This window comes from Rhodovulum sp. FJ3, assembly GCF_032918305.1.
Taxonomy (GTDB): Bacteria; Pseudomonadota; Alphaproteobacteria; order Rhodobacterales; family Rhodobacteraceae; genus SAT37.
Genome location: NZ_JAWJUU010000002.1, coordinates 274254 through 288559, shown reverse-complemented (window position 1 = coordinate 288559; position 14306 = coordinate 274254). Strand labels below are relative to the sequence as shown.

General features: G+C 63.0%; 12 protein-coding genes. 6 read left to right on the top strand and 6 right to left on the bottom strand.

All coding sequences use genetic code 11. The features are described 5' to 3' along the window. Nucleotides 1-18 precede the first annotated feature (18 nt). Entirely contained in the window at nucleotides 19-1623 is a 1605-nt protein-coding gene (locus R1W00_RS06360; RefSeq protein ID WP_317261892.1) for a carboxyl transferase domain-containing protein, read from the bottom strand. 134 nt (nucleotides 1624-1757) lie between these two features. Between R1W00_RS06360 and R1W00_RS06355 the strand changes: the two genes are divergently transcribed. Continuing rightward, nucleotides 1758-2354 (top strand): OmpW/AlkL family protein, encoded by a 597-nt coding sequence (locus R1W00_RS06355; RefSeq protein WP_317261891.1) that lies wholly within the window; start codon nucleotides 1758-1760, stop codon nucleotides 2352-2354. 92 nt (nucleotides 2355-2446) lie between these two features. On the opposite strand, the gene R1W00_RS06350 is transcribed toward R1W00_RS06355, so the two are convergent. From R1W00_RS06350 to R1W00_RS06335, 4 genes are all read right to left on the bottom strand, one after another. Continuing rightward, on the bottom strand, nucleotides 2447-2941 hold the full coding sequence (locus tag R1W00_RS06350) for a lysozyme inhibitor LprI family protein (protein ID WP_317261890.1): 495 nt from the start codon (nucleotides 2939-2941) through the stop codon (nucleotides 2447-2449). A 60-nt stretch (nucleotides 2942-3001) separates the two neighbouring features. Continuing rightward, complete coding sequence (locus R1W00_RS06345) at nucleotides 3002-4165, bottom strand: isovaleryl-CoA dehydrogenase (protein WP_317261889.1); 1164 nt, start codon at nucleotides 4163-4165, stop codon at nucleotides 3002-3004. A gap of 114 nt (nucleotides 4166-4279) precedes the next feature. After that, nucleotides 4280-5479 (bottom strand): DegT/DnrJ/EryC1/StrS family aminotransferase, encoded by a 1200-nt coding sequence (locus R1W00_RS06340; protein WP_317261888.1) that lies wholly within the window; start codon nucleotides 5477-5479, stop codon nucleotides 4280-4282. Further along, complete coding sequence (locus tag R1W00_RS06335; protein ID WP_317261887.1) at nucleotides 5476-6150, bottom strand: HAD hydrolase-like protein; 675 nt, start codon at nucleotides 6148-6150, stop codon at nucleotides 5476-5478. The genes R1W00_RS06340 and R1W00_RS06335 overlap by 4 nt, the downstream gene beginning before the upstream one ends. Before the next feature lie 132 nt (nucleotides 6151-6282). Between R1W00_RS06335 and glmU the strand changes: the two genes are divergently transcribed. The 3 genes from glmU to R1W00_RS06320 are packed head-to-tail and all read left to right on the top strand — an operon-like array spanning nucleotide 6283 to nucleotide 10147. Continuing rightward, entirely contained in the window at nucleotides 6283-7647 is a 1365-nt protein-coding gene (gene glmU / locus R1W00_RS06330) for a bifunctional UDP-N-acetylglucosamine diphosphorylase/glucosamine-1-phosphate N-acetyltransferase GlmU (RefSeq protein ID WP_317261886.1), read from the top strand. Beyond that, complete coding sequence (glmS, locus tag R1W00_RS06325; RefSeq protein WP_317261885.1) at nucleotides 7647-9470, top strand: glutamine--fructose-6-phosphate transaminase (isomerizing); 1824 nt, start codon at nucleotides 7647-7649, stop codon at nucleotides 9468-9470. Before glmU ends, glmS begins: the two co-directional genes overlap by 1 nt. Beyond that, a complete protein-coding gene (locus R1W00_RS06320) occupies nucleotides 9467-10147 on the top strand; it encodes a DNA alkylation repair protein (protein ID WP_317261884.1) in 681 nt (226 codons plus the stop codon). The genes glmS and R1W00_RS06320 overlap by 4 nt, the downstream gene beginning before the upstream one ends. On the opposite strand, the gene R1W00_RS06315 is transcribed toward R1W00_RS06320, so the two are convergent. After that, nucleotides 10144-11700, bottom strand: a complete 1557-nt coding sequence (locus tag R1W00_RS06315) for an AMP-binding protein (RefSeq protein ID WP_410901539.1) — start codon at nucleotides 11698-11700, stop codon at nucleotides 10144-10146. The genes R1W00_RS06320 and R1W00_RS06315 overlap by 4 nt on opposite strands. Nucleotides 11701-11897: 197 nt before the next feature. On the opposite strand from R1W00_RS06315, the gene moaA reads away from it, so the two are divergent. Both moaA and R1W00_RS06305 read left to right on the top strand, forming a co-directional pair. After that, a complete protein-coding gene (moaA, locus tag R1W00_RS06310; RefSeq protein ID WP_317261882.1) occupies nucleotides 11898-12905 on the top strand; it encodes a GTP 3',8-cyclase MoaA in 1008 nt (335 codons plus the stop codon). 70 nt (nucleotides 12906-12975) lie between these two features. Next, entirely contained in the window at nucleotides 12976-14220 is a 1245-nt protein-coding gene (locus tag R1W00_RS06305) for an aminopeptidase (protein WP_317261881.1), read from the top strand. Nucleotides 14221-14306: the final 86 nt, after the last annotated feature.

Here is a 14306-nt window from a genome sequence, read left to right as displayed (position 1 = left end):
CGGCCCTTGGGTGCGGAATTACATGCGGAAGACACCGAAATTCGTCCTTTCAATCGGGGCGCAGAGCGCGGCGGACAGGCTGAGCGACAGAACTGTGCGGCTATTGCGCGGATCGATGATCCCGTCATCCCACAGCCGCGCCGAGGCATAGAGCGGGTGGGATTGTTCGGCGAACATGTCGATGGTGGGCTGTTTGAACGCCGCCTCTTCCTCGGTGCTCCATTCCTCGCCCGCGCGTTCGATCGCGGCGCGTTTGACCGTGGCTAGAACTCCCGCCGCCTGTTCCCCGCCCATGACGGAAATACGGCTGTTGGGCCATGTCCACAGGAACCGAGGCTGATACGCGCGCCCCGACATGCCATAATTTCCCGCCCCGAAGGAGCCGCCGATCAGCATGGTGATTTTCGGCACGGATGTGGTTGCGACGGCGGTCACCATTTTTGCGCCGTGGCGCGCGATACCTTGGTTTTCATACTGTCGCCCGACCATGAAACCGGTGATGTTTTGCAAAAACACCAAGGGGATGCCGCGCTGGCTGCACAGCTCTACGAAATGCGCGCCCTTTTGGGCGGCCTCGGAAAACAACACGCCATTGTTGCCAATGATCCCGACGGGCATGCCGGTCACATGGGCAAATCCACAGACAAGGGTTTCGCCAAAGCGCGGTTTGAATTCGTCAAAGCGCGACCCGTCCACCAGACGCGCGATCACCTCACGACAGTCATAAGGCGTGCGCAGATCGCGGGGCACCACGCCAAGCAGTTCGGCGGGATCATAGGCCGGTTCCTCGGAGGGTTGCAGAACCACGGTGGACGGCTTGGCGCGGTTCAGGTTGCCCACCGCACGGCGCGCAAGGGCCAGCGCATGCGCGTCATCCTCGGCCAGATAATCGGCCACGCCGGACAGGCGTGTGTGCACATCGCCCCCGCCCAGATCCTCGGCGGTGACGTCCTCGCCCGTGGCGGCCTTGACCAAGGGCGGACCGGCCAGAAAGATCGTGCCCTGATCGCGCACAATGATGGTCACATCCGACATCGCAGGCACATAGGCCCCGCCCGCCGTACAGGAGCCCATGACCACAGCAATCTGGGGAATGTTCTTGGCGCTCATCCGTGCTTGATTGTAAAAGATCCGTCCGAAATGGTCGCGGTCGGGAAAGACCTCATCCTGATTGGGCAGGTTCGCGCCGCCACTATCGACCAGATAGATACAAGGCAGTTCGCATTCCTCGGCGATCTCTTGAGCGCGCAGGTGCTTTTTCACGGTCATCGGGAAATAGGTCCCGCCTTTGACCGTGGCGTCATTGCACAGGATCATCACCTCTTGGCCCATAACGCGCCCGATCCCCGCGACAACACCGGCACAGGGCGCGGCCCCGTCGTATAGCCCATGCGCGGCGGTCGCGCCGACCTCTAGAAACGGGCTACCGCGATCCAAGAGGGCGGCAATCCGGTCGCGCGGCAACATCTTGCCCCGCGCGGTGTGACGATCACGCGCCCGCGCCCCGCCCCCGTCGGCGGCCAATGCCGCGGCCTCTTGCACGGTTTCCAGCGCCGCGAAATTGGCGGCGTGGTTGTCCTGAAAGTCCTGAGAACTGGTCAGAATCTGAGAGGTCAGTTTCACAGTCGATCCTCACTCACATCGGGGAAAATTGGGCGCGACATCGCGCGTTTGTGATGGCGCGGTTGATACAGGTCAAAGTTCCGCGCGGGATGCGGCGCAACAAGGGGCTGCGCGAAAAACAAGAAGGTAACACAATGAAACATCTCGCATTCGCCGCGTTGAGCGCTCTGGCCCTGAGCACACCGATGGCCCTCGCCCAATCCGCGGGCGATATCACCGTTGGCATCGGTGTCGGCACCGTTGATCCGACAAGCGGCAACGGCACCCTTGCCGGTCAGCCGACCAACGTCGATAGCGGCACCGCCGTCGTCTTTACCGCAGAATATTTCATCAAGGACAATCTGGGGATCGAACTGCTTGCCGCGACCCCGTTCAAGCACCGCGCGACCATTTCGGGCGTGGGTGACGTGACCACGAAACAGCTGCCCCCGACCCTGTCGTTGAACTACCACTTTGCCAATGACAGCAAATGGACCCCCTACGTCGGCGTCGGTGTGAACTACACGACCTTCTTTGAGGAGAACTCGGCGCTGGGGAACGTCGCGCTGGACGACTCGTTCGGGTTGGCGGCGCAGGTCGGCGTGGATTACGCCCTGTCGGACAAGGACGCCGTTCGCGCCACGCTGCGCTATATCGACATCGATAGCGACGCCCGTCTGAACGGCGCACCGATTGGCACCACTAACATTGACCCGCTGGTCTATAGCTTTAGCTACGTGCGCAAATTCTGATCCCGCCCAACGGGACAGGCACAGGGGGCGCAGGCAACTGCGGCCCCTTTTTCGTGCCTGCGCGGCAGGGGGATATGCGCCCCTAGCGATCATCAGAAATCCACAAACGATCCGCCAAGGGTGATGGCCTGCTCGGCGGTCAGGCGCATCACACAGCCATTATAGGCCGGACCTGCGCCCGTGCCCCCGCCCCACTGCGCGGCCTCGAAGGCGCAGGACGCATCGCGGTAGGTGATCCACGCGCGCTGCATCTCGCGCAGGGCCTCGGCCACGGATGGCAGGTCCTCCGACAACTCGCCGTCCAGAAACGCCGCCTCGCTCAGCACGCGCGAGTATTCGAAATTCAACATCTCATCCCACCACTCGGACTCAAGCGAGATGCAATAGCTCATACCGTAGGTGCTATAACCGCCCTCGTTTTGCTCCATGCACAGGTCCGCCGCGCTGCCGATGCAGCTGTCCGAGCCACCATAGGACCGCGCCTTGTCAAAACATTGCTGGACCAATTCCCTGTGAAAGACGACGTCGTCCTGTGCGACGGCCTCACTCGCAAATAGGCTAAGCGCGATGATCAAGCCATGTTTCATAGGCCATGCTCCTGTGGTTCGGGGACTGTGCGGCCCGTGTTGAGCCGTTGCGCGGCCACCTTATTGCATCGCGCCCATCAATTCGCGCCCGATCAGCATCCGGCGGATTTCGGACGTCCCCGCGCCGATCTCCATCAGCTTGGCGTCACGGAAAATGCGGCTGACGGGGGTGTCGTTCATGAACCCCGTTCCGCCCATGGCCTGCACCGCCTGATGGGCGACGGTCATGGCCTCTTCGCTGGCATAAAGAACACAGGCGGCTGCGTCTTGGCGGGTGACCTCGCCGCGATCACAGGCCTTGGCGACCTCATAGACATAGGCGCGGGCCGAGTTCAGCTTGGTATACATATCGGCGATCTTGCCCTGCATCAGTTGAAAGTTCCCGATCGGCTGCCCGAACTGTTTGCGCTCGGCCAGATAGGGCATCACCTCATCCAGACAGGCGGCCATGATGCCGGTGCCGATGCCCGACAGAACCACCCGTTCGAAATCCAGACCCGACATCAGAACGCGCACGCCTTTGCCCTCATCCCCGAGGACGTTTTCAAACGGCACCTCGACGTCCTCGAATATCAGCTCCGCCGTGTTCGATCCCCGCATCCCCAGCTTGTCGAAATGCGCGCTGGTCGAAAAACCTTTCATCGACTTTTCAACGATAAAGGCGGTGATGCCGCGGCTGCCCGCCTCGGGATCGGTTTTCGCATAGACGACCAACGTGTCCGCATCCGGCCCATTGGTGATCCAGTATTTCGTCCCGCTTAGCGTGTAATAGCCGTTCTTTTTCTCGGCCCGCAGGCCCATGGACACAACGTCCGACCCCGCGCCCGCCTCGGACATGGCCAAGGCGCCGACATGTTCGCCGGACACCAGACCGGGCAGATACTTCGCCTTTTGCTCGGGCGTGCCGTTCAGCTTGATCTGGTTCACGCAGAGGTTCGAATGCGCGCCGTAGGACAGGCTGACCGAGGCCGAGGCGCGCGCGATTTCCTCAACCGCGACCGTATGCGCCAGATAGCCCATGCCAGAGCCGCCATATTCGGGATCGACCGTGATCCCCAACAGGCCCAGTTCGCCCATCTCGCGCCACAGCTCGGCCGGAAAGCAATTGTCCTGATCGACCTTAGCGGCCATCGGGCGCACGCGTTCCTGCGCCCAGCGGTGCACCATTTCGCGCAGCGCGCCGACGTCTTCACCCAAATCGAATGTCATGGTGGCGTTAAACATCGCGACCTCCCCGACCGCTTTATTGAACATGTGTTCATTTAATCGCCAAAACCGACTCGGGTCAATCACCCTGTGGGGTGTGACGCCACGTCCAATGCGTGTTTCTAGGGTGGGTCAGGCCGACTGATAGACCGCGCTGACCTCGGCGCGAATGATGCGCGCGATCAGGGCACAGTCCTCGGTGTTGAACGTCAGGGGCAGGCGCATATCGATCAGCCCCGCCAGAACCGCGTCGGTTTGGGGCAGGTCCTGCGACGGGGCATAGCGCCAGTGCTGATAGCGCGAGGTAAAGGCCACCGGATCCGCCGCGCCGAACCATTTGAGCTCCACCCCTCGCGCGGCACAGCGGTTGATCACCTCAACCACGCGGTCCCCATCCCAACCGTCCAGCAGGAACTGGATGGACGACCCAACGATGCGTTCCTGCGGCGGGCGGGTGATGATGCTAAGGCCCGGTGTGTTTTCCAACCCCGCCTCAACAGTGCGATAAAGCGCGTTCCAACGATCCACCTGTGTCTCGATATCCCGCAACTGGGGACGCAGGATCGCCGCACGCAGGTTGTCCATCCGCCCCGACACATTGGGTGTTTCCATGCGCAGCGCCTCAAACACCTCGGGCGCGGGCGCGGCCAGATGGCGGTCGTATAACATATAGGACCCCGACAACAGGATCGCGCGCGCCATGATTTCGGGATCATCCGAGATCAGGAACCCGCCCTCGCCCGAATTCATGTGTTTATAGGTCTGCGTCGAATAGCACCCGATGACGCCGTGCCGCCCCGAGGGCACGCCGTTCCACGCCGCCCCCATGGTATGCGCGCAGTCCTCAATCACCTGAACACCGTTCGCATCGCAAATCGCCATCAGCGCGTCCATGTCGCAAAGATGCCCGCGCATATGCGACAACATCAAAACCCGCGCGCCGGTTTCGCCGATCATCCGTTCCAGATGGGTCAGATCAATCACCAGATCGCGGGTCACATCGACAAACACCGGCACCGCGCCCACGGCGGCAATCGCGCCGGGCACTGGGGCCAATGTGAACGCGTTGGTCAGAACCGGATCGCCCGCGCAAACGCCAACGGCCCGCAATGCCGCCCCAAGCGCATAGCCCCCCGACGCCACGGCCAGCGCGAATTTCGCGCCGGTATAGGCGGCGAATTCCTGTTCCAACAGGGCGACCTCGGCCACCTCATCCCCGATGGTGTTATAACGGTGCAGGCGTCCGCCGCGCATCACCGCAATCGCGGCCTCAATCCCCGCCTCGGGGATGGGCTCCTGTTGGGTAAAGGCGCCGGTGAACCGCTCCATCACGCACCTGCGGGGATCAGGCGGTCCACGATGCCATCCAGATCGTCATAGTGATCCAGCAATGCCTCGGGGTTCAGGTCGGCCACCGCACGTCCCGTCGGGCCGAAAGTCACCAGAACACAGGGGATACCCACGGCGGCGGCGGTTTTGCGATCCGTGATCGTGTCCCCGATCAGGATGCTTTGCGCGACATCGCCGCCCACCCCGTGGACCGAGGCGACATAGGGCGCGGGGTCGGGCTTGCGCGTCGGCAATGTATCCGCCCCGATGAGCGAGCCAAACAGATCCCGCACCCCCAGACGCGTCAGCAACTCTTGCGCCAGCCCCTCGGGCTTGTTCGTGCAGACGCCCACACGAACACCGGCCGCGCGCAGACGTTCGACCGCCGCGACCGCACCGTCGTACATGCGCGTATGCCGGTCCAGATCGCGCGCGTAATGATCCAGAAAGATCGGATGTTCTCGGTCAATGTCGCCTTCGGTGAACTCGGGCAGGACCCGCTCGAACCCAAGGGTCAGCATCGCCCGCCCCCCGCGAAACGCCGTTGCCGCATCCGCCACAGGGTCCAAAGGCGCACCATGCCCCAAGGCCACAAAACAGGCGTTCGCCGCGTCGATCAAATCGCGGCTGGTATCGGCCAAAGTGCCATCAAGGTCGAAAATCACGGTGCGCATATCTGCCCCCTGCTCGGCCAAATACCGCCGATCTATTGAAACTGTTCGAAACGCGTTTTGAACACGCTGGGCCTTGCGATCAAGCCATTCCCCGATAAAAGGTGCACATAACGCAAATAAAGAGGCGAGAGCATGGCAACCGCGCTGATCATTTTGGCCGCAGGTCAGGGAACACGCATGAATTCGGACCTACCCAAGGTCCTGCACCCGCTGGCGGGTGTGCCCCTGATTCAGCACGCAATCGACAGCGGGGCCGCCGTTTCGCCCGAACGCACCATCGTTGTGACCGGCCACGGTGCCGATCAGGTTGAGGCGGCTGTCGCCCAGATCGACGACACGATCACCTGTGTGCGCCAAGAGGAACAGTTGGGCACCGGCCACGCGGTCTTGCAGGCGCGCGCGGCGCTGGACGGGTTCACCGGCGATGCGATCGTTCTGTACGGTGACACGCCGTTCATCGGACAGGACACAATTGAGGCCCTGACCGCCGCCCGCGCCCAACACGACGTGGTCGTTCTGGGGTTTGAGGCCGCCGATCCCGCGCGCTATGGCCGTCTGGTGGTTGAGGGCGATCAACTGACCCAGATCGTGGAATATAAGGACGCGACCGAGGATCAGCGCGCGATCACCCTGTGCAACAGCGGGGTTATGGCCGCCGATGCGGGGGTTCTGTTCGATCTGCTGGACGGTCTCGGCAACGACAACGCCTCGGGCGAATACTACCTGACCGATGCGGTGGCGATTGCCCGTGCGCGGGGCCTGTCGGCGGGCACCGTGACCTGCCCCGAGGCCGAGACGCTGGGCATCAATTCACGCGCGGAACTCGCCCGCGCCGAGGCCGTGTTCCAAGCCGCCAAACGCGCCGAGGCGATGGATAACGGCGTCACCATGTACGCCCCCGACACCGTATTTTTCGCCCATGACACCTATGTCGGGCGCGATAGCGTCATCGAACAAAACGTCATCTTTGGCCCCGGTGTCACCGTCGAAAGCGGCGTCAAAATCCGTGCGTTCAGCCATCTTGAGGGCTGTCACGTCTCGCGCGGGGCGACCGTTGGACCATTCGCCCGCCTGCGCCCCGGCGCGGAATTGGCCGAGGAGGTCCATATCGGCAACTTTGTCGAGATCAAGAACGCGGTGATCGACGAGGGCGCCAAGGTCAACCACCTGTCCTATATCGGCGATGCGCATGTGGGCCAGGCCACCAATATCGGCGCGGGCACGATCACCTGTAACTATGACGGCGTGTTCAAACACCACACCGAAATCGGCGCGCGCGCGTTTATTGGGTCGAACACCATGCTGGTCGCGCCGGTGCGCGTCGGGGATGAAGCGATGACCGGCTCTGGCTCGGTCATCACGACGGATGTGCCGGACGGGGCCATCGGCATCGCCCGCGCCCGCCAAGCCAACAAAGACGGCCTTGCCCGCCGCCTGTTCGCCAGCCTGCGCGCCGCCAAGGCCGCAAAAGCCGCCAAAAACAAGGAAACCAACTGATGTGTGGAATTGTCGGAGTTCTGGGCCAGCACGAGGTCGCGCCGATCATCGTCGAGGCGCTGAAACGGCTGGAATATCGCGGCTATGACAGCGCGGGCATCGCCACTGTGAACAACGGCGTTCTGGACCGTCGCCGCGCGGTGGGCAAGTTGATCAACCTGTCCGACCATCTGGTGCACGCACCGCTGGCCGGTAAAGCGGGGATCGGGCACACCCGTTGGGCCACCCACGGCGCGCCCAGCGTCAAGAACGCCCACCCCCATACCTCGGGGCCCGTCAGTGTCGTGCACAACGGCATCATCGAGAACTTTCGCGAATTGCGCGCCGAACTGGCCGAACAGGGCCGGACCTGCGCCACGGATACGGACACGGAAACCGTGGCGATGCTGGCCGCGATGTATCTGGATCAGGGCATGACACCGGTCGAGGCCGCCCGCGCCACCATCGCGCGGCTGGACGGCGCATTTGCCCTGTGCTTCCTGTTTGAGGGTCAGGATGACCTGCTGGTCGCGGCGCGCAAGGGCTCACCCCTTGCCATCGGGCATGGCGACGGTGAGATGTTCGTCGGATCAGACGCCATTGCGCTGGCCCCGATGACCGATCTGGTGACCTATCTGGATGAGGGCGACATGGCCGTCGTCACCCGCGCAGGCGCAACGATCACGGATGCCTCTGGCGCGCCCGTTACCCGCGAAACCCGCCAGATCGCCCAAGAGGCCACCCGCGTCGAAAAGGCGGGCCACAAGCATTTCATGGCCAAGGAAATCGCCGAACAACCCTCGGTCCTTGGGGATGCGTTGATGCACTATCTGGGGCGCGATGGGCATACGATCACCCTGCCCGACGCCCTGCCCGATTTCACCCAGTTCGACCGCATCACCATGGTGGCTTGTGGCACGGCGTCCCTTGCCTGTCAGACTGCGAAATACTGGTTCGAACAGATCGCCCGCATTCCGGTCGAAATCGATGTGGCATCCGAATTCCGCTATCGCGAACCGCCGATCCCCGCGCGCACCTTGGCCGTCTTTGTCAGCCAGTCGGGCGAGACCGCCGATACGCTGGCCGCGCTGCGCTATTGCAAGGGCAAGGCCGCGACGATCCTGTCGATCGTGAACGTGGCCGAAAGCTCAATCGCGCGCGAAAGTGACGTTGCCCTGCCCATTCTGGCCGGTCCCGAAATCGGCGTCGCCTCGACCAAAGCGTTCACCTGTCAGTTGACCGTGCTGGCCCTGTTGGTGATGCGCGCCGCCCATGAACGCGGCGAGATCACGCAGGAACAACTGTGCGATTTCATCGGATCGCTGCGCAACCTGCCCGGTTTGATGAGCGCGGCCTTGGGCATTGAGGATCACACCCGCGACATCGCCGCCAAACTGGCCGAGGCGCGCGATATCCTGTTCCTTGGGCGCGGAGCGATGTTCCCCTTGGCCCTTGAGGGCGCACTAAAGATCAAAGAAATCAGCTATATACACGCCGAAGGTTATGCATCGGGCGAACTGAAACACGGCCCCATCGCACTGGTCGATCAGCACGTGCCGGTGATCGTGATGGCCCCCCATGACCGCCTTTTCGACAAGACCGTGTCCAACATGCAAGAGGTTCTGGCCCGTGGCGGTCGCGTGGTTCTGATCACTGATGCCAAGGGGCTTGAGATCGCGGGCGACGGCGTGTGGCAACACATCACTATGCCCACGATCGATGAGGTCTTCGCGCCGATCCTCTATGCCCTGCCTGCGCAACTCTTGGCCTATCACACGGCGGTGGCCAAGGGCACGGATGTGGACCAACCGCGCAACCTTGCCAAATCGGTGACCGTAGAATGACCCGCGATCAGGTGCTGAGCGCCCTGCGCGCCGCCGCCGATCCGGCGCGCGCCGAGGGTCTGTCGAAACACCACCGCACCGCGTCCATGGTGATGGGCACGGGCAACGCGGTTTTGGCCGATCTGGGCGCGCAAATCCGAGCGAGTCTGGACGTTTCCGAACGTGTCGCACTGGCGCGGGAGTTGTGGGCGACCCAAATCCACGAGGCACGGATCGTTGCCACACAGGCGCTGAAACAGGCGCGTTTGCGCCCCGATGACGATGCGTGGGCCGCGATGGTCGATTGGGTGGCCGAGGTCGATTGCGCCCCCGTCGCTGATCACCTGATCCGTGCGGGGCAAAAGCGTGTTCTGGCCGATCCCGCACGTTTGGACACCGTGGCCGAATGGGCCGCCGATGACGCCCTTTGGCCGCGCGTGATCGCGCTTGGGCTTGGGCAGTCGTGGACGGGGATGAAATTCCCCAAGGACGCCGATCTGACCCACCGCGCGCGTGTGGTCGAGATGACCATCGCCGCCCTGCCCGATCACCGCCGTCCGGTTCAGGGCGCGGTGACGGAGGTCCTGTGCGATCTGGCCAAGGTCGATCCCGACACGACGCGCCACATCCTGAGCACACATGGCGACGCGATGGCGGGCGCGGTGCGCAAATCGCTGCTCCGCGCGCTGCCTGCCTAGCCCTTATCGCGCAGCTCGCGGCGCAGAACCTTGCCCGTCGCGGTCATGGGCAGGCTGTCCGCGCGCACCACGCGACGCGGGGCGACGTGGGGGCTGATCCGGTCTTTGACAAGGGCGATCAGCCGCGCCTCGGCCCCCTCCCAAACGGCCCCATCGCGCAGAACCACATGGGCGACGACGATCTCTGTGCGCTCGGGGTCGGGCACACCCACAACGGCGGCCATCAGAACATCGGGATCGGACAGCAAACAGTCCTCAATCTCGGCCGGACCGATGCGGTAGCCCGCCGAGGTGATCACGTCGTCGTCCCGCGCAACAAAGGTGATCAACCCCGTCCCATCGTCCCAGCCCAAATCGCCAGTACAGAGCCAATCGCCACGATATTTGCGCGCGGTGTCCTCGGGCTTATTCAAATAGCGCAACATGGCCACCGGCGTATCGCGGCGCACGCAAATCTCACCCGCTTCACCGGCGGGCATCGGCGCACCGTCGGGGCCCTGAACCTGCACCTCGACGCCCGGCACCGCGCGGCCCATCGCACCGGGGCGCGTGTCCATCATGCCGGGCACCGAGGCAAGTGTCAGATTGCATTCGGTCTGGCCATAAATCTCGGAAATCTCGACATTCAGTGCCGCCCGCCCCCATGTCAGCAACTCGGCCCCCAAGGCCTCTCCGCCGCTGGTGATCGACCGGATATCGACGCCCGCCGGCACCGGTGCCTGTCGCATCATCTTGAGCGCGGTTGGTGGCAAAAACAGGTTGCGCACATTGTGGCGCGCGATCAGGTCCCACGCGGCGGCGGGGTCGAATTTGCGCATCCGCATACTGACCAACGGAACCCCGTAATAGAGACACGGCATCGCCAGATCCATCAGCCCCCCGATCCACGCCCAATCCGCAGGGGTCCAGCCGCAATCGCGGGGCTGGGGGAACATGCGATGCTGCACCTCAATCGCGGTCAGATGGCCGATCAGGAACCGATGCGCGTGCAACACCCCCTTGGGCGCGCCGGTGGTGCCCGAGGTATAGATCAGGACCGCTGGATCATCGGCATTGGTATCGACGGGGGTCTCAATCGGGGTAGCCTCGGCGATCTGGTCCCAGAACCCGCCGTCCTGATCCGCGCGCACCACCGCACCAATGTCGGGCAGATCGTTACGTATCCCATCCAGCTTCGCCGCGCCCTCGCCATTCGTGACGACCAAGCGTGTAGAACTATCCGACAGCCGATAGTGCAGCGCATCCGCGCCAAACAAGGAAAACAGCGGCAGGATAATCGCGCCGACCTTATAGGCCGCGAAATGGGTGATCAGAACGGGCGCCCCTTGGGGCAGGATCACCGCCACCACATCGCCGCGCCCAACCCCGTGACCGCGCAACACCGTGGCCAGACGGTCGGATGCATCGCGCAACTCTCCATAGGTCCAGACGCGGTCGCTATCGGACGCATCAATCAACGCGGTGCGCGTCGGGTCGTCCTCTGCCCAACTGTCACAACAGGCACGCGCGATGTTGAACCGCGCGGGCACATCCCACGCAAACCCCGCGCGCATCTGTTCCCACGACGTGCTTTCAGGCAGTAACCGGCGATTGTCCAAATTTGCCCCTCCTCAAAATTGAACGCCCGTTCAGATTTGCAGATTTCGCGCCACTGTCAATCCCCTGCCCCCGACCAAGGTCGCAAGGTCAGGCACAGCTATTTTATGCCTTGGCGCTTGCCCTTGGGGATGGGCGCGCTTACCTTCACGCAATGGCGCCCAGATTGATCGATCCCTTTGCCCGCGCGATTACCTATTTGCGCGTTTCCGTCACCGACCGGTGCGATTTTCGCTGTGTTTATTGCATGGCGGAAAACATGACCTTTCTGCCGAAAAAAGAACTGCTGACGCTCGAAGAACTCGACCGTATGTGCAGCGCGTTTATCGGCCTTGGCGTGGAAAAGCTGCGGATCACGGGCGGTGAACCCCTTGTGCGCAAGGGGATCATGACGTTTTTCAACAGCATGTCGCGCCATCTGGACAGCGGCGCGTTGCAGGAACTGACGCTGACGACCAACGGCTCGCAACTGGCGCGCTATGCGGATGACCTTTATGCCGCCGGTGTGCGCCGCGTAAACGTCTCCCTTGATACGCTGGATGAGGACAAGTTCGCCCGCGTGACCCGCTGGGGTCGGTTGCCGCAGGTTCTGAACGGTCTGGATGCGGCCCAACGCGCGGGCCTGCGCGTCAAAATCAACGCCGTCGCGTTGAAAGGGTTCAACGAGGATGAGCTGTTCACCATGACCGAATGGTGCGCCAGCCGCGGCATGGACCTGACATGGATTGAGGTCATGCCGATGGGTGATCTCGGCAATGAGGACCGCGTCGGGCAATACTGGTCCCTCAAGGACGTGCGCGCCATGCTGGCCGAACAGTATACGGTCACCGATCTGGCCGAGCGCAGCGGCGGTCCCGCGCGCTATGTCCGTCTTGAGGAAACCGGTCAAAAGATCGGGTTTATCACCCCGCTCAGCCATAATTTCTGTGAAAGCTGCAACCGCGTGCGCATGACCTGCACGGGGGAACTCTATATGTGTCTGGGCCAAGAGGACCGCGCCGATCTGCGCGCGCCCCTGCGTGACAGCCCCGGGGACGACGCCCCCCTGATCGCCGCCATTCACAAGGCCATCGGACTGAAACCCAAGGGCCACGATTTCGACTATTCGCGCCAGCGCGCCGATGGTCAGGTGTCGCGCCACATGTCCCACACGGGCGGGTGATCCGCGCGCCCTTGACCTTCCGGACACGGTCTATCACGGTTGGCCAAACGCCACCTGAATAAGGCCTGATATGAGCACCCCAATTGATCCCGATGCCCTGAACCGACTGGCCGATGTGGCCGTGAATGTCGGTCTGAACCTGCAACCGGGTCAGGACCTGATCCTGACCGCCCCCGCCGAGGCCCTGCCGCTGGTGCGCGCCGTTGCCGCCGCCGCCTATCGCGCGGGTGCGGGCGTGGTCACGCCGATCCTGTCCGATCCGGGGGTGACGCTGGCGCGGTTTGAACATGGTTCGGACGACAGTTTCGACACGGCTCCCGCGTGGCTCTATGCCGGTATGGCAGACGCCTATAACAAGGGCGCGGCGCGCATGGCAATTGTCGGCGAGGACCCGATGCTCTTGTCCGAGCAAGACCCTGAAAAGGTCGCCCGCGCGGGTAAGGCCAATTCGATTGCCTATAAACCGGCGTTGGAAAAGATCGCGAACTTTGCCATCAACTGGTCGATTGCGTCTTACCCGACGCTGGACTGGGCGAAACGCATTTTCCCCGATATGACCGATGACGACGCCGTCGCGGCCCTTGCCGATGCGATTTTCGCGGCCTCGCGGGTCAACACGCCCGACCCTGTCGCCGCATGGGATGCACATAACGCCGCCCTTGCGACGCGGACCAAATGGCTGAACGAGCAACGGTTCTCCGCGCTGCACTTTACCTCACCGGGTACCGATCTGACCGTGGGTCTGGCCGATGGCCACGAATGGCACGGCGGCGCGTCTGAGGCGCAAAACGGCGTCGTCTGTAACCCCAACATCCCGACCGAAGAGGTCTTTACCACCCCACACGCCGACCGCGTGAACGGCACGGTGCGTTCGACCAAACCTTTGTCGCATCAGGGCTCTCTGATTGACGAGATCGAGGTGCGGTTCGAAAACGGCGTGATCGTCGAGGCCCGCGCGGCCAAGGGCGAGGCCGTCCTGCAAAAACTGCTCGACACCGACGAGGGTGCCCGCAAATTGGGTGAGGTCGCGCTGGTCCCGCATTCCTCACCGATCTCGCAATCGGGCCTGCTGTTCTACAACACGCTCTACGATGAAAACGCGGCCTGCCACATCGCGCTGGGGCAATGCTATTCCAAATGTTTCCTCGATGGCGCAAGCCTGACGCCCGAACAGATCGCGGATCAGGGCGGCAACAGCAGCATGATCCACGTCGACTGGATGATCGGCGGGCCGGACACCGATATCGACGGGATCACCGCCGACGGAACCCGCGTTCCGGTGTTTCGCGGTGGCGAATGGGCCTCGCCGGCCTGAAAGGCCGCAGATGAATAACAATAAAACGGGGCGCAATGCGTCCCGTTTTTCATTTTAACAACCGGCACCAACGCAAGTCCTTGCGC